We start from the raw sequence: 20,177 nt of genomic DNA, 5'->3' as shown, positions 1-20,177 counted from the left end.
ATGCAAAAGAGAGTCATCTGGCTGGTGGAGGATGAGGCCAGCATCGCCGACACCCTGATTTACGCCCTGCAGACCGACGGGTTCGAGGTGGAGTGGTTCATGCTGGGCCAGCAGTTGCTGACACGACTGGAACAGACGCGACCCGACTTCCTGATCCTCGATGTGGGGCTGCCCGACATCAGCGGCTTCGAACTCTGCAAGCAGGTGAGGGCGCTGACCGATATCCCCCTGATGTTCCTCACCGCCCGCAGCGAGGAGATAGACCGCCTGATCGGGCTGGAGATAGGGGCCGACGACTATGTGGCCAAACCCTTCTCGCCACGGGAAGTATGTGCCCGGGTGCGGGTCATCCTGCGCCGCAGCCAGCCCGTCGCCCCCCAGCCCAGCGCCCTGCTGGTACTGGATGAGGAGCGGGCCCGCATCCATTTTCGCGGCCAACCGCTGGCCCTCACTCGCTACGAATATCTGCTGCTCAAGACCCTGATGCTGGCGCCGGGCCGGGTCTACTCCCGCCAACAGCTGATGGATCTGGTGTGGCAGGATGCGGAGGAGAGTCTGGATCGCACCGTCGATACCCATATCAAGACTATCCGCGCCAAGCTGCGCGAACATGATCCCGAGGCCAACCTGATCCTCACCCACCGCGGGCTGGGCTACAGCCTGGAGCTTGCATGAGACTCGGGTTGCAACTGCTGTGCGGCCTGCTGCTGATCTTCGCGCTGGCCGCCTGGTTCGTGCTGGAGATCTTCGTCGAGGAGATAAAACCCGGGGTGCGCAGCGCCACCGAGGATACTCTGGTAGACATGACCCAGCTGCTGGCGCCGCTCGCCCTCGATGATCTGAAAGAGGGCAATATGATGAACGGGCGGTTGGCCAGCGCCTTCGCCCGCCTCAACCAGAATCCCATCAATGCGATGATCGATGGCCACCTCAAGCAGCAGGCGGAGTACCGCATCTATGTCACTGACCAGAAGGGTATGGTGATTTACGACTCCGACGGCACGGATCTGGGCAAGGATTATTCCCGCTGGAACGATGTCTACCGCACCCTGCGCGGCCAATATGGCGCCCGCAGCACCCGCACCGATCCCGACGATGCCGCCAGCTCGACCATGTATGTGGCGGCGCCGCTGCGGGAAGGGGCCGAGATCATCGGCTCTCTCACCGTCGCCAAACCCAATCGCACCCTGATGCCAGCCATCGAGCGCGGGGAACAGGAGCTGCTGCGGGCCGGCGGCCAGATGCTGCTCATCTCGCTGCTGATCGGCAGCCTGCTGGTGTGGTGGCTAAACCGCGCCATCGGCAAGCTGGTGCACTACGCCGACTCGGTCAGCAAGGGGGAGGCGGCACCGCTGCCACGGCTGCACACCGTCGAGCTGGATCGGCTCGGCCGCTCGCTGGAGACCATGCGCCACCAGCTCGATGGCAAAAGCTACATCGAAGCCTATGTGCACAGCCTGACCCACGAGCTGAAGAGCCCTCTGGCCGCCATTCGCGGGGCAGGGGAGATTTTGGCCGAAACGCCGCCCCCCGAAGTTGCCAAACGCTTTATCGGCAACATCAATTTGGAAACCGCCCGCATGCAGCAGCTGATCGAGCGAATGCTGCAACTGGCGCGGCTGGAGTCGGGGCAGGGGCTGGATCGCCAGTCGGTGGAGCCAGCGAAACTGGGCAAGCGCACCCTCGACGCCCGCCAGATCATCGCCCAGCGCCGTCAGGTCGAGTTGGTGGCCGAGCTGGCCAGCGCGCCGAAACAGAAGTGGGATCCGCTGCTGGTGGAGCAGGCCATCGGCAACCTGCTGGATAACGCTATCGACTTCTCTCCCGCCAACGGGCAGGTCACCCTGAGCGGCAGCCAGCAGGAGGAGGGCTACTGTTTTCGGGTTACCGACTGCGGCCCCGGCATTCCCGACTACGCATTGCCGCGCATTTTCGAGCGCTTCTACTCCCTGCCACGACCGGACAAGGGCAAGAGCAGTGGTCTGGGGCTCAGCTTCACCCATGAGGTAGCCCACCAGCATGGCGGCCGTCTGACCCTGAGCAACCGGCCGGAAGGAGGCGCGCTGGCGGAACTCTGGCTGCCATTCGCCTAGTCCCCCCGCAACTTCACATTCCCCACACAAAGCGGCATTAGACTGCCGCTTTCTCTCATCCATTTGCTCAAGGAAATGCTATGTCCCGCCTGCTTCTCTCCAGCCTGCTGGCTGCCGGTCTGCTCGCAGCCCTGCCTGCCTCCGCCGCCAGCGGCTGCTTTCTCTATGCCGACGGCAACGGCCAGACCCTCTCCAGCGAAGGGGACTGCTCCAGCCAGCTGCCGCCCGCGTCCACCTTCAAGATCCCGCTGGCGCTGATGGGTTACGACAGTGGCTATCTGGTGGATGAAGAGCATCCGGCGCTGCCTTACAAACCGAGCTATGACGGCTGGCTGCCCGCCTGGCGTGAAACCACCACCCCGCGCCGCTGGGAAACCTACTCGGTGGTCTGGTTTTCCCAGCAGCTCACCGAATGGCTGGGGATGGAGCGCTTCCAGCAATATGTCGACCGCTTCGACTACGGCAATCGGGATCTCTCCGGTAATCCGGGCAAACATGACGGCCTGACCCAGGCCTGGCTCAGCTCCAGCCTCGCCATCAGTCCGGAGAAGCAGGCCCGCTTCCTAGGCAAGATGCTGAGCGGCAAGCTTCCGGTCTCGGCGCAGACCCTGCAGTACACCGCCAATATCCTCAAGGTGAGCGAGATCGACGGCTGGCAGATCCACGGCAAGACCGGCATGGGCTACCCGAAGAAGCTGGATGGCAGCCTCAACCGCGATCAGCAGATCGGCTGGTTCGTCGGCTGGGCCAGCAAACCGGGCAAACAGCTGATCTTTGTCCATACCGTGGTGCAAAAGCCCGGCAAGCAGTTCGCCTCCCTCAAGGCGAAAGAAGAGGTGCTGGCCGCATTGCCCGGGAAGCTGAAGACCCTGTAATTCCTCCAGAAACCGGCGCAATGCCGGTTTTTTTATCCCCCTTCACCACCACTTCACACAGACCCATCACCACTTCACACCGGACTGACAGACTCACTCCATCCAACAAGGAGACGTGTCATGGTCAAACAGATATTCACCCACAAGATCTTTCTGCTGCTGTTGCTCAGCCTGCTGCTGATGGTACCGGTGCAATCCATCATGGAGCTGAACCGGGAGCGTCAGGCTTACCGCAGTCAGGCCATTCACAGCATCATGGCCAGCAGCAGCGGCCCGCAGCGACTGATGGGGCCCATTATCGTACAGCCCTATACCCGTTCGGTGACGGTCGAGCAGGAGGGCAAGCGCTTCGTCCGTCAGGAGCAGATCTACCGCTACCTGCTGCCGGAGCAACTGGATATCAGGGCCAACATGGAGGTGACCCCGCGCAAGCTGGGCATCTATCAGGCGCAGGTCTACCAGACCCGCCTCACCCTATCCGGCCGCCTGCCCACCCGGCAGAGTTTGCTGAATGACGCGACCTCACCGCTCGGTGAAACGGCCGAGCTGGTGGCGGGCAAACCCTACCTGAGCCTGGTGCTCTCCGATGCCCGCGGTATCAACAGCGTCCCCGAACTGCAACTCGGCACACAGCGGATCCCGTTTGCCCCCGGTGCCCGCCTCGGTGATGCGCTCGCGGGTATCCATGCCCCGATCGACAGCCTGCCGCAGCAGGATGGCACCTTCCATCTGGAGCTCAATCTACAGGGGATGAACGCCCTCGACATAGTCCCGCTGGGCAAGGAGAGCACCCTGCAGCTGGCGGGCAGCTGGCCCCACCCCAACTTTATCGGTGACTTTCTGCCGAGCAGTCGCACCCTGAGCCCACAAGGGTTTGAGGCCAACTGGCAAACCAGCTGGTTCGCCAGCGACATGGAGACCCGCTTCAACCGGATGATGAACGGGGGTGATAGCCATCTCTCCACCTTCAGCGTCAGTCTGGTGCAGCCGGTGGATCATTATCAGCTCAACGAGCGGGCGGCCAAATATGCCCTGCTCTTCATCGGTCTCACCTTTATCAGCTTCTTCATGTTCGAACTGCTCAAGGGGCTGCGGGTCCACCCGATCCAGTACGCGCTGGTGGGCATGGGGCTGGCCATCTTTTATCTGGTGCTACTGGCCCTGACTGAACACCTCGGCTTTGGCTGGGCCTATCTGGTGGCCGCGCTGGCCAGCGTGCTGCTCAACGGCTTCTACCTCAGCCATGTGCTGGGCGGCCCGAAGCAGGGGATCGGCTTTGCTGCGCTGCTCGGGCTGGTCTATGCCACTCTCTACAGCCTGCTGCAGGCCGAAGAGATCGCTCTGCTGCTAGGCGCCCTGCTGCTGTTCGCCACCCTGGCGCTGATCATGCTGCTGACCCGAAAGCTCGACTGGTATCAGGTGATGGGGCAACAGAGTGTCGAGTCCCGCCCAGCCGGACATGACAATGACGACTGAGGGCACAACCTCCGTCAATCTCTGACCTAGACAACAAAGGCTTCAGTCGGTTCTTCTCGAAAACAGCGGAACCGGCTGGGCCTTTGTCCGCCAATTTCCTAGCATGCAACCATGTTCCACAGGCGGACGATCACATGAAAATGCATCCGGGCAGGAACCTGCTCTATTCCGGCTTGCTATGGGCTCAGGGAACTCTGGCCGGTACCCTCACCATTCATCCCGAACCGGTCGACGACCTCTTGCACAATCCCGGCGTCGGTATCGAAGAGTTTCACAACAGCTGGGGTCATCCCCTCTCTCTGGCCGAACACCCGGTCAGTACGGTCGACTACTTCCGTTTCTACTGGAGCGAGCTGGAACCACGGGAGGGCGAATACAACTTTGCCCTGATCGACAGGGCCATCGATCAGGCACAGCACGCCACCCCGAAACAGTCGATCGCCCTCAGGGTCATGACCCTTGATGAGCCCTTCTCGGGCAGCAAGATCCCGGAGTGGCTCATCAACAAGGGGATTCGGGGAGAGTGGGTGAACAACCACCAGACCTTTGTGCCCGACTACAGCGACCCGCAGTTCCTCGCCCGTGCCACCCGGCTGTTTCAGGCGCTGGGTGCCCATTACGATGGCAACCCGGCGCTGAGTCATGTCGACATCGGCATGATAGGTTCATGGGGAGAGTGGCACATGAGCAACTTCCCTGGCCCGACGCTGGAACAGCGCTACAGCAGCGAGCAGCTCAAACCCTATGTTGACCTGCAGATGGCCGCTTTTCCGCGAACCCCCAAGCTGATGCTCATCAACAACCTGCCCATGTTTGAGTATGCCGTGGGCAAGGGAGCTGGCTGGCGGGCAGACTGCCTCGGCGACTGGCACCACTTCTCCCAAAATTGGAGCCACATGCGCAACGCCTACCCGGAACGACTGGCGAGCGCCCGCACCGATGTGGCGAACTTCGACTCCAGCTGGCAGCGGGCGCCGGTCAGTTTCGAGGTGTGCGGCAAGCTGAGCGAGTGGCCAGGCCAGCAGCAGTACACCATGGAGGAGGTCAAGGCCACCTTTGACTGGGCGCTGGCCCAACACGCCTCCACCATCAATCTCAAGTCGGATCCGGTTCCCCCCCAATATCGACCCATCGTCGACAATGCCCTGCGCAAGCTGGGCTATCGCATCGTGCTGGACCAGCTGACCCTAAAGGGAACCATGAAGCCGGGGGCTACCCTTACCCTCAACGGCGACTGGCACAACGACGGGGTAGCGCCGGCCTATCGCAACTGGCCGCTCACTTACCGGCTGGTCAACGAGGAAGGCCAGGTCGGCGCCATGCTGGTGACCCGCAACGACATGACCCGCTGGATCCCGGGCAGCAAGGCTACCACTCGCGACAGCCTGACCCTGCCGGGCCGGATGGCACGCGGTCACTACTATCTCGAGCTGGCCTTCATCGGTCAGGACAAGCAGCCCGCCCTGCAGCTCGGCATTGCCGGTCTGGAAGAGAGTGGCTGGTATCGTCTGGCCGAGATAGACATCCAGTAACGCAAGAGGGCTCCCGCAGGAGCCCTCTTTCATTACATCAGCACGCTCTTTTTAAACAGATCCCACACCCCGAACGAGAAGTGCTTGAAGATGTCGATGCCAAGGGCCGACTTCACCAGATAGAGCAGCAGCACCATGCCGCAGATCCCCAGCAGTAACAGCAGGGTGGTCAGCAGCACCTTTAGGTGAAAGCGAAAGCCGCTCTCCCGCCCGCGATGACGGCGATCCCGTCCCATCAACACCACCAGATAGCAGCGCCAGCGACCGATGCCGAAGGCGCTGTTGACGTTGATGGCGTGCGACTTGCCATCACTCATCAGCCGCAGCGCCTGCTCGATACCGTCGCGCTGGGTTTCACTCAGGCTCTCGCCCACCTCGGGGGAGAGAGCACGGTAGAAGCGGTCGATCGCCCCCTGCGTTTTCTGCGGTAATTGGCTCATTGGTTTTCTCCTGCGGGCAAGCCCAAAGCCTTGCGGTAGACCTCCATGGTCTGACCGGCGATCCGCTGCCAGTCATACCGTTGCAGATAGTCGCTGTAATCGACCTTGCCGCGAGTCAACTGGGCGTTGAGCCGCTCAGCCAGTGCACTCACATCGCCGACCGGGAAATAGCACTCCTGTTGCAGCGCCACCGCCAGATTGGCGGGAATGTCGCTCACCACCACCGGCAGGGAGAAGGAGAGCGCCTCCAGCAGGGCTATCGGCAACCCCTCGTGATAAGAGGGCATGGCAAACAGGGCCGCCTGTGAAAAGACGCTGATCAGCGCCTCGCCATTGAGGAAACCGGTACGGATCACCCCCGGTGTTTCATCCGCTATTCGCTGCAAGCGCTCGCTATAGGGGGTAGGGTGATCCGTATCCCCCACCAGCACCAGCGGCAGCTCGGTATCAAGCTGGCGATAGGCTGCAATGAGATCGTGCAGCCCCTTCTCCTCGACGAAGCGGCCCACCGCCACCAGATAGCTGCCAGCGGTCAGTCCGAAACGGGCCAGCGTCAGTTCCCTCTTGTCCGCTGCCGGTAGCTCGACCCGTTTCACCCCGTTGTAGATGAGGTGGGCATCCTGGCGATCGTACTGGCGGCGGATCACCTCGTTGATCACTTCGGAGATGACGATCACCTCGCTGGCATAACGTACCGCCCAGCGCTCGCCAAGGCGTAATACCCACTTGGCCAGCGTCCCCCACTTCTGGCGGTCATAGTCGGGGCCGTGATGGGTAAAGACCACCCGTTTGCCAAGCAACCTCAGCAGCGGCACCACCAGACCCGGTCCGATGGCATGGACATGCACCAGATCGCAGGCATGGCTGCGGCAGTAAAAAGCCGCGAGCAGAGAGTGGAGGATTGCCTCCAGCGACTTCTTTTTGGGGGCAGGCAACGCCTTCAGTGCCACCCCTTCAAACTCGCCGCGTCGGTAATCCACATAGGGGGCGCGAGCCAGCACGGTCGCGGCCACTTCGAACTGGCGGTGCAACTCCGGATAGAGGGATTGACAATGGGTTTCGACACCGCCCAGTACATGGGGGATCCCCCGGGTACCTAGCACGGTCACACTAATCTGCTTCATGATCTTCTCGAATGATTCTGGCGGGATTGCCCGCAACAACGGCGCGAGCCGGGACGGAACGAGTAACGACGGCGCCGGCACCGACACAGGCATGATCACCAATGGCGATGGCCCCGATAACGATGGCGCCGGTGCCGAACTCGACCCCGTCCCCCACGGTGGGCGAGAGGAGCTGGCCGCTCTGACGATCTGGCTTGTTGCCCAGGGTGCAGTTGTGGCGCAGGGTGCAGTCACGCCCCATCTGCACGCCGTCACCGATGACGATATTCTGCGGGTGATAGAGGCGCAGACCCCAACCCAGCCGGGCTCTTGGCGAGATATCGAGGCCGCACAGCAGCTTGAATCCCTTGAGCAGCAGCAAGCCGGGCAACCTCATAAAGCGGCCTCCCTGTGCCAGCCGGTAGCAGAGCAGGAACAGGCGCGCCGTCTTGCTCGGATTGAGTGCCAGTTCGGCTTTCAACTCGTGCCAGAAACTCATCTCCGTTTCTCCTCCAGCAACGACTGGTAGAGCGCCAGTAGAGCTTGCTGGTGGCTGGCGAGGGAGTAGTTGTCGATCAGCCGCTGACGGGCCGAACGCCCCATGGCCGCCGTCTGCTCCGGCTCGGCCACCAGCCTGTCCATGCAGCGGGCCAGCTCGTCGGCATTGCCCGCCTCGAACAGCAGGCCATCGAGACCGTCGCGGATCTGCTCCGGAATCCCGCCAATTCGAGCCCCGATCACCGGTTTGCCATAGGCCATCGCCTCCAGTACCGACATGGAGCAGTTCTCGTACCACTCGGACGGCACCACCACGGCCTTGGCGTGGCGCAGCAGATCGAGCAACTCTTCCCCCTGCCTGAACCCCAGCAATTCGGCATTGGGATAATGCTGCCCGAGGTGCGCCAGCAGCGGGCCACCGCCCACAATTTTGAGGCCCGCCGGCCGCGTCATCCGCTGATGGGCACGGGCAAGCGTCTCGACCCCTTTCTCGACCATCAGGCGGCCGAGGAACAGAAAGTACCCCCGATCCTCTCCGCTTTCGCGGCTCGACTCGACATCTATGCCATTGAGGATCACCTCGATGCGGGAAGCGGGCAGCCGGGTGCGAAGCATCCCGGCCATGAAGGCGCTCGGCGCCACCAATGCATCGACCTGCTCATAGTTGCGGCGCCACTGCTGCCAGGCTGCCTCGGCAGAGAGCAGCAGGCTCTTGCCCCACGACCCCTCCTGCCACTGATGGCGAAACAGCTTGAGCCAGGAACCCTCGATCCGGGTCAGATCGAACGGCTCGCCATCGACCAGCATGCTGTAGTTGGGACAGGCCACCTTGTAGTCGTGGGCTGTCAGCACCGTCTTGCAGCCCAGGGATTTGGCCACCCGGATGATTGCCGGGGTGAGTTGGTGGTAGATGTTGTGAAAGTGAACGATATCGGGCCGCTCGGCACGGATAAGCTCCGCCAGCCGATCACAGGCCTCCTGATTGTGAATGAAGCGAGCGGCGATCTTCAGCCGATCGAAGAGCCCGTGCCGCTGGTGATAATCGACGTTGGCCGGAAAGTAGCCGCTCTGGGGCGAGGGGAGGTTCTCCGGATGCTGCATGGCAAAGTCGATCACCTGATGACCCGCCTGAAGCACCATCTCCCGCTCCTGAAAGAGGACGGTCTCGGCACCTCCCTTCATGAAAAAGAACTTGTTGGCAAAGAGCACCTTCACGGCAATGACTCCTGGATCAGACGATGGGCGGGCGCCTCGCGCGGGGAGCGCTGGGGCAACAGCAGGCCACGCACCAGCCCGGCTGCATAGATGGAGAGGTTCATGACACTGCGCAAGGCATCTTGCAGGGAGCGGTTCTTCAACCACTTGAGAGCGATGAAGCCACCCAGCGGTGCCAGCGCCAGCAGCGGCAACCAGGACGGCAGCCCGGCTACGAAAAGCAGTACGCAGAACAGGAGTGTCAGCAGGTAGAGTCCGAACAGCAGCTCGGAGCGGATCACCGACAGCACCTCGCGAAAATAGGGCTGCCCCCACGCCGAGCGCACCAGCTCGCCGCTGGCAAACAGATACCCCATGCGCCAGCGGTAACGGATCAGGGCAAGGGAGTCCATGGTGTGGGAGGTGTGAAAGAAGAAGGGGACATCGAGCCGCTCCAGCCGATAGCCAGCCTGACGCAGCCGGATACCCAGCTCCGCCTCTTCGTAACCGTGCAGGTTGCGATTGGTGAGATAGCCGATCTGCTCGATGGCGCTGCGTCGAAACAGGCCGCCACCACACAGCCAGCGCGACTCGCCCAGCGGATAGATCTGGTTGATGCGCTGCTTGCGCGACTTGAACTCATAGCTGTGGGCATCATCCATCTCGGCCCGCCCGGCCACGCCACCGCATTCGGGGTGGGAGTGCATGTGCGCAAGGGCGGCCGGCACAAACTCCGGCTCCAGCTTCATGTCGCCATCGAGCAGCAGCAGGAACTCCCCTTCGCTGAAGAGGTAGCCAAGCTGTGGCCCCACGCCGCAACAGCGATCGGCCGGGTTGGTCAGGCTGACGACAGTCACTCCCAGCTGGCAGGCGATCGCCTGGGTGCGGTCAGTCGAGAGACTGTCCGCCACGATAATCTGGTGGGTGTAGTCGGCCAGAGCGCTTCTGATGCTGGCAATGGTGTCGGCAATCCCTGCCTCCTCGTTGTAGGTCTTGATGATGACAGAGATAAGGGGGGATGGAGTCATGACACCTCACAGGAACGGGTGGCCTGCCGAACCGAAGAACGGATCACCAGGGCGGCACCCAGCACGAAATAGAAGAGGAACTGCTGCACCGGGATCAGCATCAGCAGCTGGCTGTAAGGCAAGCTCAGCAGACAGGCGATCCCGAACGCGATGAAAGCGGGTTGGTAGCTGAGCAGACGCACATCTGCCGTGCTCAGCAGCTGGCGATCCAGCAATGGGCGGGGACGGCTGCACCAGAGCAGCAGAACGATTAGCGCGATGAAGATCAGGGTGCCCATCAGTCCCACCTCCCACAGCAACACGCTGAGGGAAGTGGAGTCGAGCAGCACGTTGAACAGGGGGTTGAGAAAACCGGGCAGGGTGCTGCCATGGTTGGTGGTGTTGAGGCCATAACCAAACAGCAGATTGCTGAGACCGTGGTGATCACCGTTGCTGGCCCAGAAAAAGAGCGTCGTCACCCGCCCCAGCTCGCCGGTTTCCGGGTTGATGTGGTTGGGATCGAAGATATAGCCGAGGGAGTCGATAAACAGCGCAATGGCCCCCTGTTGTTCGGCCCCCTCGAACGCGGATGAGTAGGAGGCAGCCAGCACCAGAACGGCCACTGCCACCAGCGCCGTCATCGCCAGCGCAATCAGCAGCAGACGCTTGAGGTCATAGCTCTTCATCCCCCTGACATAGCTGGGTGAGAGCCAGACCCAGGCCAGCAGCAAGGGGGACAACAGAATGACGAACTTCACCTCGGCCAGCACACAGATGGCAAAGGCGGCAAGAATGTGAAAAGCGACCGAACGACGCGAAATGAGGCCGTGGCGAAACTCGGAGAGCTTGATCAGCATCACCAGCAGGCAGAAGAAGCCGAGTGCACCGGTATTGCCGCCACCCATGGGATCCCCCCCGAAGGTACCGACCACCGAGTCCCACTTCTCAAACTCGCCGCGCATTGCCACCCGCTTCGGCACCACCACCAGCACCTGAAACAGCACCACCGGGATCTGCAGGTAGAAGACCCACTCCACCAGCTTCATGATGCGGTAAATCTGTGACTCGCGGCAGAAGCCAAGCAACAGACAGGGTAGCAGCAGAGAGAGCGCCAGCTCGTTCTTGAAACCGATGATAGTCACCATGCCCCCCTGCTGAAGCAGGGTGCCCAGCAGCGCCAGCACCAGCAAGCCACAGTAGAGCAGCAGCAGCACCTTCTCCTGATAGTCGAGCCGCAACGGGCTGTAACGCGTCTGCAGCGGCAGCAACATCAAGGTGGCAATGGCCAGCAGGAAGGGCAGCCAGAGGAAGGCCGTAATACCGGTGACGTACTGGGCCAGGCCGCAGATCACCAGCGACAGCAGCAGATTGGCCTGCATGATGAGGGCACTGTTCACGAGGGCAGCTCCATCCGCCCCTGCAACTCGGCAGCCCGGCGGTTGACCCGCAAAAAGACGAAGCCGTAGCGCACCGCAGTCAGCAGAGAGAAGGCCAGCACGCAGAGCTCGTACTCCTGCTGCAACCAGGGCAACAGCACGAAGGCAATCACCACGACCAGCAGCTGCTCAAGCTGGATCTGCAAAAAGTAGCGGGGCGAGCCGAACACCAGCTCGATTACGGTCAGCGGGCAGATGGCCACCGCAGTAAAGACATAGGGCAACATGTAGCGGGAGGTATCGATGGAGGCGATCCACTCCGCATTGAAGAACCACTTCATCACCAGCGGATAGCAGATGAGGATCCCGAGGGTGGCCGCACTGCCCATCGCCAGCAGCAGCCGCTTCACCTTGCGAAACTCCTCCCCGTTGAAACGGCGCTGGCGAAAATCCTCCGACCATCGCGAGAAGATGGAGTGGCGGATGGCGTTGCCGACAATCACCACGGGCGCCAGACAGAAGCGGTTGACCACGGCAAAGTAGCCCGCCACCAGAGGGGAAAACCAGAAGTTGATCAACACGGTCGGCAGATTGGCCGTCACCATCGCCAGCACCTCGGCACTGCCGACACCAGCCAGATGCGCTTTATGGCGGGAGAAGAAGTGCTGCAAGCGGCGCGGGGCAGCCTCCCTCAGCATGGCACTGTGCCAGGTAAAGGCAGACCACAACCAGCCCCCGATCACCACCAGCAGCAGACAGGCCCATAACTGATAGAAGTGCGCCATGTCAGGGGCCAACAGCAGACAGAGCAGCACCACGGCAGAGGCCGAGATACGCTGCAGACCGAGCCGCTGGTAGTGGCCGGCCCGCAGAGCCAGATTCTCGGCGATGAGGATCAACCCGTGGGTCACGGTCAGCAGGTAGAGCGGCCAGAGCGGCAGCGAGAAAAAGCAGACCACCACCAGCACATAGGGGATGGGGAGCAGCCAGACCTGCAACAGGGAAAAGATCAGGTTGCCGGGCAGCTCGGCCTCCTCCAGCTTGGGCAACAGCAGTTGCGAGGCAAAGGTGGCAAGCTGGGCACCGATCAGCACCAGACTGTAGCTGAGGGCATAGAGCCCGACCGCAACCATGTCGAACTTGTGCGACAGTGACCAGACCGAGAACGCCCCGATCAGCTGGGATAGCACGGAAGCACCACCTATGGTGGTGATGCTGCGCAGCAGTTTCATAGCGCGCCCCGGGTGGGTGCACCACAGAATCTCAGGTTCTCCGCCCCTTCCAGATCCCGCTCGACGACCTGGGTCAGCACTGTCCCCAACACCGCCACTCTGGCATCCCGCAGCTGTGCCAGCACGCTCAGCACCCGACTGGCCGGCAGCTGGCCGGACTGGATCACATGAATGGCACCATCCAGCGGCTGCCCCAGCAGCAGGGCATCCTTGCCGACCTCCAGCGCAGGGGTGTCCACTATGATGCGGTCAAACTGCCCGGCCAGAGTTGCCAGCAGTTCGCTCCAGCGTGGCGAGCCAAGCAGTGCCAGCGGGGAGGAGACCGGCTGGCCAGCCGGCAGCAGGGTCAATCCCTCTTTTGGCACCAGACAGGCAGCCAAATCGGCTTCGCCTGCGAGCAGCTCGGCCAACCCCGGTCTGGCTGCCTGCCCCAGCAACTGGCGACCAAGGGAGCCCCGGCGCAGATCCCCATCCACCAGCAGCACCCGCTCATGGCGGGCAAAGCTGGCGGCACAGAGAGCCGCCAACGTCGACTTGCCCTCACCAGCACGGGTCGAGGTGATCATGATGCGCTGCAGCTGACCCGGCTCCAGCCGCATGATGGCGTAGAGGTCATCGGCACTGGCACCTACTCTGGGATTGACCGCCCCCACCCGCAGCAGGGCACTCTGATCCTGCAGGGCCGCCAGCCGCGGGATTTCACCAAGCACCCGCCCACCGAGCTGGGAAACCAGCTGGCTCAGACGATCCAGGGTATTGCGCAGCGCTCCGGCAGTGATGACGGCCAGCACGGCAACCATGCCCGCCATGATCACCACCATCAGCAGAAAGAGCATCTTGTTTGGCTTGGCTGGCAACAAGGGCACCGATGCCGCATCGTAGAGGATGGCATTCGACTCGTGCAGCTGAGCGTTCAGGCGGGTCTCTTCCTGACGGCGGAACAGCTCGTTATAAAGCTGACGGGTCTTGTCGATATTGTTCTTCAGGTTGTTGTACTCATCCTTCTTGACTGCCAGCGAGGAGAACTCCCGCTTCTTCTCGTCAAGCTGGGCGAGGTATTCCTGCTCCTTGCGCTGGCTGCTCTGGTAGCGATCCTCGATACCGTCGGCAATCTCCCGCATCAGCTGGTTTGACTGGGTATTGAGCGCCTTGATGCGTGCTTCGGCCTGCAGAATACGGTCATGCTTAGGGCCATAACGCTTGGCCAGCTCGGAGAGCTCCTGCTGGGCCTTGATGAGGGCGATGCGCAGATCCTGCATCTGGGGGTGGTTGGAGACCTCGGGCAGGGAAGCCAGCGCCGCCGGATTGCGGCCGTACTCCTGAATGGACTGGAATTCGGCCTGCGCCGCCAGCCGCCGCTCGCGGGCATCCGCGTACTTGTTGGTGATGATACCGAGCTCTTCGGTTTGCAGACCATCTACGCCGCGAAACGTCAGCAGATCATTGCGGGCAAGAAAATCGCCGAGCTGCTTCTCCTGCTTCTCCAGACTGGCCTTTATCTCCACCAGCCGGCTCTGGTTCCAGTGCGATGCCGTGGTGTTGGCATCGACCCGCTCCTCCACATTGAGATCGATGTAAGTCTGGGCCACCTCATTGGCGACGCTGGCGGCCAGCTCGGGAGAGCGGGATTCGAACCCTATGCTGACCAGCTGGGTATCGCGCACCGGCGAGACGGTCAGGTGTCTGGCCAGATACTCCAGCGCATGCTGGTGGCGTGAGGAGGCATCCTCCTGATGTGCGGCACTCCAGAGCCCCTTGATGCGGCTCAGCCAGCTGTCGGGATTGGGCTGTCCGTTGAATTCCGGCAACTCGGCCAAACCCAGATGAGTAACCACCTTCTCGGCTACCCGGCGTGACTTGAGCAGCTCGAACTGGGTGTTGTAGTACTCGCGGCGGCTGGTATCGACCCGGTAGACGGGCTCGATAGGGGAAGCGCTGTTGGCATCTGCCTTCAGCAGCAGGGTCGCACTGGATTGATAATAGGGCGGCATGCTGAGGATAAAGGGGGCTGCCGCCAAGGTCACCACGGCGGCAAACAATACCACCTTCCACCAGTTTGCCTTGAGCACCCGCCAGGGGCCGCTGAAATCGAGGCGACTCTCTAGCGCACGGCCATTTTCAACCAACAATGAAGTCATGAAGAGCGTCCTGGATTAGAAGAAACTTTGTTCGATGATGATGATGTCGCCGGGATTGAGCTGCCGTTGCAGGCTCACCTCTTCCAGCAACTGATCGCAGCCATTGAGGCGCAGGCTGATATCCCGTCTGGCGGCGCGATCGGTGAAACCACCCGCCAGCGCGACGGCCTTCTCCACCGTCAGGCCGGGCTGGTATTCGTAGCCCCCCGGGTGAGCCACCTCGCCAGCAACAAACACCTGGCGGAAAGTGGTCACGTTGACCGTCACCATGGGATCGAGCAGCACGCCGTGCTTGAGCCCTCTGGTCAGCAGCTCGGCCACCTCAGCGGTGGTATGGCCCATCAGCAACACCTGACCCAGATAGGGGTAATTGACGTGGCCACTGGTATCGACCTTGAACTTCATCGACAGATCCGGCTCGCCATACACCCGGATTTCGACCTCGTCCCCCGGCGCCAGCCGGTAGGCGGAATCGTTGCCTTGCGGGCTCTGGCCAGCCCAGACCGACAGGCTGAACAACCAGCCAAGCAGAAGCACCATCACGCTTTTGTTCATGTTAAATGGCTACCTTGAGTGAAAGAGAAAGCTGTTGTTTGTCGTAACCGAGGGCACGGCCATAGCAATTGCCGCCGATGTCGATGGGCTGCCCGGCAAAGCTGGAGCCGGAGTCGGCCTGCAGGTAGTGGAGCCCCAGATTGACGGAGGGACGAATGTCGTAGCTGATGCCCATGCCCCAGCGATGGATGTCGTCCTGACGGTGGCGGTTGTCGTTACCACAGACCACCGACTGGTGATAATCATCCCGGATATCGTGATAAGAGAGCGTGGTCGCCACTCCGGGTGACCAGTGGTGCTGCCACTCGGCGCCATATAGCTGGCTGCTGACATAGCCGCCGTCACCACCCGGATCACGAATGGTCCGGCTGGAGAGCAGCGCGAGCTTGCTGTAATCGAGCGGTTGCCACTCCAGACGTAGATCCCAGTTCAGCCCTTTGAAACTCTCTGCCTGCGGATCGTTGACGAAACGCTTGTAGATCCCGCCGATATTGGCATCGATCCGGGTCTTGCCGGTCAGCTGGCTCATCACCCCGGTGATGAGGAAAAATTCGTCGGAATCCTTGCGCGGATTGGCCGGATAGCGTCGCAGATTGGTCTGCAGGGTGTAACGAAAACGGCTGACATGGCTCACCTGATCGAACAGCTCGACAATGGCGGTGTTCTCCTGCCACTCCTGCTCGGCCACATAGCGTTCAAAGTCATGCTGGTAGAGGTGCTTGTCGAGATAGCCCAGATCCTTGTGGGAGAGCGCCAGCTCCAGCTTGCCTCTGGCATCGGGTGCACCGTAACTGTAGCGGCCACCCACTTCGCTGCGTTTGAAGCGCAACGGCTCATTTATCTGAAATCTGCCGAATGTGGCATCACCACAGAGCGCACGACCTTTCTTATCAGCGTCGCTGGGACAAGGAGAGGCATCTCCCTGCAACATAAAGCCTTCGGTCAGCCCCTCGCCACGCGCCTCATGGCCCAGCCGATACTGGTACATCAGTTTGAAGGCGTTGCGCAGGGAGAAGCGCCAGCTGCCGTCAAACTGGAACTGGTGATCGGCATAGTCATCCGCATGGCTGCTGCCATAGCGACGATAATCACCCAGATAGCTGAACTGATAGCGATCCAGGCCGCGTTTGCCCACCATGCGAAATTCCGGGGTGATTCCGATGAAATCGGAGCCAATCGCCTGACCACTGTCACGCAGCCACAGCAGGTTGCTGTCGTGACCATAACGACTCTCCATCTCGGTCTGGACCTCCAGACCCAGCGGCCCCTGATGGGATACGGGAGTGACCTCGGCACGGACTGAAAGAGAGGGGGAGAGCAGCAGTCCGACGCAAACGAGGCTAGTAAGCGGATGCACCGACAAACCCCTTGAATACAGTCAGGAAAATGACTTTGAAATCCAGTCCGAGCGACCAGTACTGGATGTACTTGAGATCGAACTTGACCCGCATCTCCATCTTGTCGAGGGTGTCGGTTTCACCACGAAATCCATTTATCTGGGCCAGCCCGGTAATCCCCGGTTTGACCTTGTGGCGCAGCATGTACCGCTCCACCAGTGAGCGGTACTGCTCGTTGTGCGCCACGGCATGGGGACGTGGCCCCACGATCGACATGGTGCCCTGAATCACATTGAAAAACTGCGGCAGCTCATCCAGCGAGGTGCGACGCAAAAACGCACCGAATGGCGTCACTCTGGGATCGCCTCTGGTTGCCTGAGTCACCACGGCATCATTCTCCATGACGCGCATGGAGCGGAATTTCCAGACCTGGATCCGTTTCCCCCCCAGGCCGTAGCGATCCTGCTTGAAGAGCACGGGTCCAGGGGAAGAGAGACGCACCCCGAGAGCCACCAGCGCCATAACCGGAGAGATGAGCAGCAGGATGAGTGAACCCAGCACCAGATCTTCAATGCGTTTGAGCAGGGCGGCGCCACCTTCAAACGGGGAATCGAAAAAGCTGAAGGTATAGATATCGCCCACCCGATCGATGTGGGATACGGTCAGGCCGTACTCATAGAAATCGGGAACCAGATAGGTATTAACCGTGGTGTCGGAGAGTTCGTAGAGGTAGTGATTGATACGCTCCCGGGCGGTCAGAGGCAGCGCCAGATAGATTTCGTCGACCAGCCCTTTGCGTGCCAGCTCGAGCAGCTCGTCGACATCACCCAACAGAGGACTGCGAGTCGGGTAACCGAAGCGCTCTTCGCTACGGGCATCGAAAAATCCGAGCATCTGAATATCGTGACGCGGGCTCTCCCACAGGGATTTTTCCAGCGCCAGTCCGGCCGGAGTTACGCCAATGATGGCCACACGCCGACAGCAGGAGGCATCGCTGAACCAGAGGGTCACCAGTCGGTACAACACCCGATAGCCGGTGGAAATGAGGCAGGCCATGGCAAGCCAGAGCACCGCCAGCTCCAGCGGGAAGGGGTGGTAGGGTTTAAAGATGGGAACCAGATAGACCAGCAGGTAGAGCAGGGTAGCAGTTACCAACCAGGAGAAGATGAGGCGCAGCAGAGACTGCGCCAGATGTTTACGAACCCGGCTGCAATAGAGCCCGGTATTCTGGGAGACCAGAAAGAAGACCACCATGCCCAGCGTGACCAGGGACATCTCGTCCAACCCATGAAACAAGCCAAAGTGCCGTGCGAGCAGCACCATTGAGACTGAAATTCCCACCAGATCGACAAAGCGGGAAAACAGACTGTGGCTCGCGTCTGCGAGCTTGATGATTCGCTTGTTCATGGGTCGCCTTCATACTGATATCACTTATCAGTTTTCTTGACCGGACGAGCCCAGTTCTTGATGTGACGCTGGGGTACCCGGGTAATCACGAGTTCATTTTCACCCACGTCCTTGGTAATAGTAGAGCCGGCACCCAGGGTGGCCCCCTTGCCGATGCGAACAGGCGCTACCAGTTGGGTATCAGAACCGACGAACACATCGTCCTCGATGATGGTCTGGAATTTGTTGACCCCGTCGTAGTTGCAGGTGATGGTACCGGCACCGATATTCACCCCGGCTCCGATCTCGGCATCACCCAGATAGGTCAGATGACCGCACTTGGAACCAACCCCAAGACGGGCCTTCTTCATCTCGACGAAGTTGCCAACGTGCGCATCCTGCTCCAGAACCGCCCCCGGACGCAAGCGGGTAAACGGACCCACTGAGCACTGATCTGCCACCTGTGCACCCTCGATAACCGAGTAGGGTTTCACCTCGGTGTGATCGCCAATGACACAATCTTTCAGTACGCAACCGGCTCCGATACGAACGTGATTGCCGAGAGTCACCTTGCCCTCAATGATGACGTTTGCATCAATAACAACCTCTTCACCAATTTCCAAAACCCCACGCAAATCAAAGCGTGCGGGGTCGATCATGGTTGCACCTGCAATCATCAGTTTCTCGGCCTGCATCTGCTGATAGCTGCGCTCAAGCTGAGCCAATTGCACCCGATTGTTGGCCCCTTCCACCTCGGCGGCACGCTCCGGATGAACGGCGGCAATCGGGCAATTATCGCCGTGAGCCATGGCGATCACATCGGTCAGATAGAACTCGCCCTGGGCGTTTTTGTTGTCGAGACGAGACAACCATTGACGCAACTGGCCCCCATTGGCCACCAGCACGCCGGTGTTCACCTCACGAATGGCCAGCTGTTCGGCATTGGCATCCTTCTGCTCGACGATACCGACTACCTGACCATTTTCACGGACGATGCGGCCATAGCCGGTGGGGTTGTCCAGCACCACGGTCAGCAGTGCCATCCCGTTTTCAGCCTTGGCGGCGAGCAAGCGCTGCAGGGTCTCGGGCTGGATCAGCGGGGTATCGCCGTAGAGCACCAGCACATCGTCTTCATCCTTCCAGAACGGGATGGCCTGGGCGACGGCATGACCAGTTCCCAGCTGCTGAGCTTGCAGCACCCAGTTCACATCAGCCGCCACGATCCGCTCTTTCAGCAGCTCGGCACCGTGGCCATAGACCAGATGCAGCTGCTCGGCACCGACATGACGAGCGGTATCGATCACATGGGAAACCATGGGTTTGTTGGCTACCGGGTGCAGTACCTTGGGCAGGGAAGAGCGCATACGGGTACCTTTACCCGCAGCCAGGATCACGACGTTGAGGGACATAAATTGGCCTTTGGAACATGAAAAATACTCGGCGGAGTCTATCCAACGGGTAAAAAAAAAGCGACCCGAAGGTCGCTTTTTACATCACCGTTATTAGCGGTAATTCTTTTTGACGATATCGATGACTCGCAGTTGAGCCATCGCCTTGGCCAGCTCTGTGGCGGCCTGGGCGTAGTCGATATCACCATGGGAGCTGTGGATCCGCTCTTCGGCTGCGCGCTTGGCTTCCTGGGCTTTCGCCTCATCCAAGTCGTCAGCACGAATCGCGGTGTCCGCCAGCACGGTCACGGATTCAGGTTGTACTTCCAGCATACCGCCGGAGATGTACAGCACCTCTTCAGTTCCATTCTGCTTCACCAAGCGGACCAGGCCCGGCTTGATGGCAGTCAGCAACGGAGCATGACCGTGGCGGAGACCCAACTCACCTTCGGAGCCTGATACCTGAGCGGATTGCACGCGACCGGAAAACAGTTTTCCTTCGGCGCTCACCACGTCCAGGTGAAAGGAGATCATCTCTGCCATGGGC

Annotated in this window: 18 protein-coding genes; 5 read left to right on the top strand and 13 right to left on the bottom strand. The window is 60.8% G+C overall.

Going from position 1 to position 20,177, the window contains the following annotated elements; genetic code table 11:
- From blrA to G5179_RS11465, 5 genes are all read left to right on the top strand, one after another.
- Positions 1-675: a beta-lactam response regulator transcription factor BlrA gene (gene blrA / locus G5179_RS11485; RefSeq protein WP_013724228.1), complete on the top strand. Its 675-nt coding sequence runs from the start codon at positions 1-3 to the stop codon at positions 673-675.
- Positions 672-2,093: a beta-lactam sensor histidine kinase BlrB gene (gene blrB / locus G5179_RS11480; protein ID WP_421258395.1), complete on the top strand. Its 1,422-nt coding sequence runs from the start codon at positions 672-674 to the stop codon at positions 2,091-2,093. Before blrA ends, blrB begins: the two co-directional genes overlap by 4 nt.
- A gap of 80 nt (positions 2,094-2,173) precedes the next feature.
- Positions 2,174-2,968, top strand: coding sequence for an OXA-12 family class D beta-lactamase (gene blaOXA / locus G5179_RS11475; protein WP_421258394.1), 795 nt, complete (start codon positions 2,174-2,176; stop codon positions 2,966-2,968).
- Between the two features lie 120 nt (positions 2,969-3,088).
- Positions 3,089-4,444, top strand: coding sequence for a cell envelope integrity protein CreD (gene creD, locus G5179_RS11470; RefSeq protein WP_421258393.1), 1,356 nt, complete (start codon positions 3,089-3,091; stop codon positions 4,442-4,444).
- 134 nt (positions 4,445-4,578) lie between these two features.
- Positions 4,579-5,976, top strand: a complete 1,398-nt coding sequence (locus G5179_RS11465) for a DUF4832 domain-containing protein (RefSeq protein ID WP_421236156.1) — start codon at positions 4,579-4,581, stop codon at positions 5,974-5,976.
- A 32-nt stretch (positions 5,977-6,008) separates the two neighbouring features.
- Here the strand turns inward: G5179_RS11465 and G5179_RS11460 are convergent, their stop codons facing one another.
- From G5179_RS11460 to G5179_RS11400, 13 genes are all read right to left on the bottom strand, one after another.
- Entirely contained in the window at positions 6,009-6,416 is a 408-nt protein-coding gene (locus tag G5179_RS11460) for a hypothetical protein (RefSeq protein ID WP_421223517.1), read from the bottom strand.
- Positions 6,413-7,540 carry a glycosyltransferase family 4 protein gene (locus G5179_RS11455; protein WP_421258392.1) on the bottom strand — a complete coding sequence of 376 codons (1,128 nt, stop codon included), beginning with the start codon at positions 7,538-7,540 and terminating at the stop codon, positions 6,413-6,415. The genes G5179_RS11460 and G5179_RS11455 overlap by 4 nt, the downstream gene beginning before the upstream one ends.
- Positions 7,527-8,018, bottom strand: coding sequence for a serine acetyltransferase (locus G5179_RS11450; RefSeq protein ID WP_139394388.1), 492 nt, complete (start codon positions 8,016-8,018; stop codon positions 7,527-7,529). The genes G5179_RS11455 and G5179_RS11450 overlap by 14 nt, the downstream gene beginning before the upstream one ends.
- Positions 8,015-9,232: a glycosyltransferase family 4 protein gene (locus G5179_RS11445; RefSeq protein WP_421258391.1), complete on the bottom strand. Its 1,218-nt coding sequence runs from the start codon at positions 9,230-9,232 to the stop codon at positions 8,015-8,017. The genes G5179_RS11450 and G5179_RS11445 overlap by 4 nt, the downstream gene beginning before the upstream one ends.
- Positions 9,229-10,239 carry a glycosyltransferase family 2 protein gene (locus G5179_RS11440; RefSeq protein ID WP_421258390.1) on the bottom strand — a complete coding sequence of 337 codons (1,011 nt, stop codon included), beginning with the start codon at positions 10,237-10,239 and terminating at the stop codon, positions 9,229-9,231. The genes G5179_RS11445 and G5179_RS11440 overlap by 4 nt, the downstream gene beginning before the upstream one ends.
- A complete protein-coding gene (locus G5179_RS11435) occupies positions 10,236-11,615 on the bottom strand; it encodes a capsular biosynthesis protein (protein WP_421258389.1) in 1,380 nt (459 codons plus the stop codon). Before G5179_RS11435 ends, G5179_RS11440 begins: the two co-directional genes overlap by 4 nt.
- The gene (locus G5179_RS11430) at positions 11,612-12,826 is read right to left on the bottom strand and encodes a lipopolysaccharide biosynthesis protein (RefSeq protein WP_421258388.1); all 1,215 of its coding nucleotides are present in this window, start codon (positions 12,824-12,826) and stop codon (positions 11,612-11,614) included. Before G5179_RS11430 ends, G5179_RS11435 begins: the two co-directional genes overlap by 4 nt.
- Positions 12,823-14,964 (bottom strand): GumC family protein, encoded by a 2,142-nt coding sequence (locus G5179_RS11425; protein WP_421258387.1) that lies wholly within the window; start codon positions 14,962-14,964, stop codon positions 12,823-12,825. Before G5179_RS11425 ends, G5179_RS11430 begins: the two co-directional genes overlap by 4 nt.
- Before the next feature lie 15 nt (positions 14,965-14,979).
- Positions 14,980-15,519 (bottom strand): polysaccharide biosynthesis/export family protein, encoded by a 540-nt coding sequence (locus G5179_RS11420; protein WP_266135142.1) that lies wholly within the window; start codon positions 15,517-15,519, stop codon positions 14,980-14,982.
- Position 15,520: 1 nt separating this feature from the next.
- Entirely contained in the window at positions 15,521-16,876 is a 1,356-nt protein-coding gene (locus tag G5179_RS11415) for an outer membrane beta-barrel protein (RefSeq protein ID WP_421258386.1), read from the bottom strand.
- On the bottom strand, positions 16,860-18,263 hold the full coding sequence (locus G5179_RS11410) for an undecaprenyl-phosphate glucose phosphotransferase (protein WP_421258385.1): 1,404 nt from the start codon (positions 18,261-18,263) through the stop codon (positions 16,860-16,862). Before G5179_RS11410 ends, G5179_RS11415 begins: the two co-directional genes overlap by 17 nt.
- Positions 18,264-18,283: 20 nt before the next feature.
- On the bottom strand, positions 18,284-19,651 hold the full coding sequence (glmU, locus tag G5179_RS11405; protein WP_421258384.1) for a bifunctional UDP-N-acetylglucosamine diphosphorylase/glucosamine-1-phosphate N-acetyltransferase GlmU: 1,368 nt from the start codon (positions 19,649-19,651) through the stop codon (positions 18,284-18,286).
- Positions 19,652-19,744: 93 nt separating this feature from the next.
- Entirely contained in the window at positions 19,745-20,173 is a 429-nt protein-coding gene (locus G5179_RS11400; RefSeq protein WP_005339345.1) for a F0F1 ATP synthase subunit epsilon, read from the bottom strand.
- Positions 20,174-20,177 lie beyond the last annotated feature (4 nt).

The sequence above is a fragment of the Aeromonas sp. 600886 genome, assembly GCF_049174935.1.
Lineage (GTDB): Bacteria > Pseudomonadota > Gammaproteobacteria > Enterobacterales > Aeromonadaceae > Aeromonas > Aeromonas veronii_A.
Note: the sequence above shows the minus strand (reverse complement) of the source record. Positions and strands in the feature narration are given on the sequence as shown.

Bases quoted from the DNA above. Each gene is read 5' to 3' on its own strand.
- blrA (WP_013724228.1), top strand. From the start codon at position 1: ATGCAAAAGAGAGTCATCTGGCTGGTGGAGGATGAGGCCAGCATCGCC.
- blrB (WP_421258395.1), top strand. From the start codon at position 672: ATGAGACTCGGGTTGCAACTGCTGTGCGGCCTGCTGCTGATCTTCGCG.
- blaOXA (WP_421258394.1), top strand. From the start codon at position 2,174: ATGTCCCGCCTGCTTCTCTCCAGCCTGCTGGCTGCCGGTCTGCTCGCA.
- creD (WP_421258393.1), top strand. From the start codon at position 3,089: ATGGTCAAACAGATATTCACCCACAAGATCTTTCTGCTGCTGTTGCTC.
- G5179_RS11465 (WP_421236156.1), top strand. From the start codon at position 4,579: ATGAAAATGCATCCGGGCAGGAACCTGCTCTATTCCGGCTTGCTATGG.
- G5179_RS11460 (WP_421223517.1), bottom strand. From the start codon at position 6,416: ATGAGCCAATTACCGCAGAAAACGCAGGGGGCGATCGACCGCTTCTAC.
- G5179_RS11455 (WP_421258392.1), bottom strand. From the start codon at position 7,540: ATGAAGCAGATTAGTGTGACCGTGCTAGGTACCCGGGGGATCCCCCAT.
- G5179_RS11450 (WP_139394388.1), bottom strand. From the start codon at position 8,018: ATGAGTTTCTGGCACGAGTTGAAAGCCGAACTGGCACTCAATCCGAGC.
- G5179_RS11440 (WP_421258390.1), bottom strand. From the start codon at position 10,239: ATGACTCCATCCCCCCTTATCTCTGTCATCATCAAGACCTACAACGAG.
- G5179_RS11430 (WP_421258388.1), bottom strand. From the start codon at position 12,826: ATGAAACTGCTGCGCAGCATCACCACCATAGGTGGTGCTTCCGTGCTA.
- G5179_RS11425 (WP_421258387.1), bottom strand. From the start codon at position 14,964: ATGACTTCATTGTTGGTTGAAAATGGCCGTGCGCTAGAGAGTCGCCTC.
- G5179_RS11420 (WP_266135142.1), bottom strand. From the start codon at position 15,519: ATGAACAAAAGCGTGATGGTGCTTCTGCTTGGCTGGTTGTTCAGCCTG.
- G5179_RS11410 (WP_421258385.1), bottom strand. From the start codon at position 18,263: ATGAACAAGCGAATCATCAAGCTCGCAGACGCGAGCCACAGTCTGTTT.
- glmU (WP_421258384.1), bottom strand. From the start codon at position 19,651: ATGTCCCTCAACGTCGTGATCCTGGCTGCGGGTAAAGGTACCCGTATG.
- G5179_RS11400 (WP_005339345.1), bottom strand. From the start codon at position 20,173: ATGGCAGAGATGATCTCCTTTCACCTGGACGTGGTGAGCGCCGAAGGA.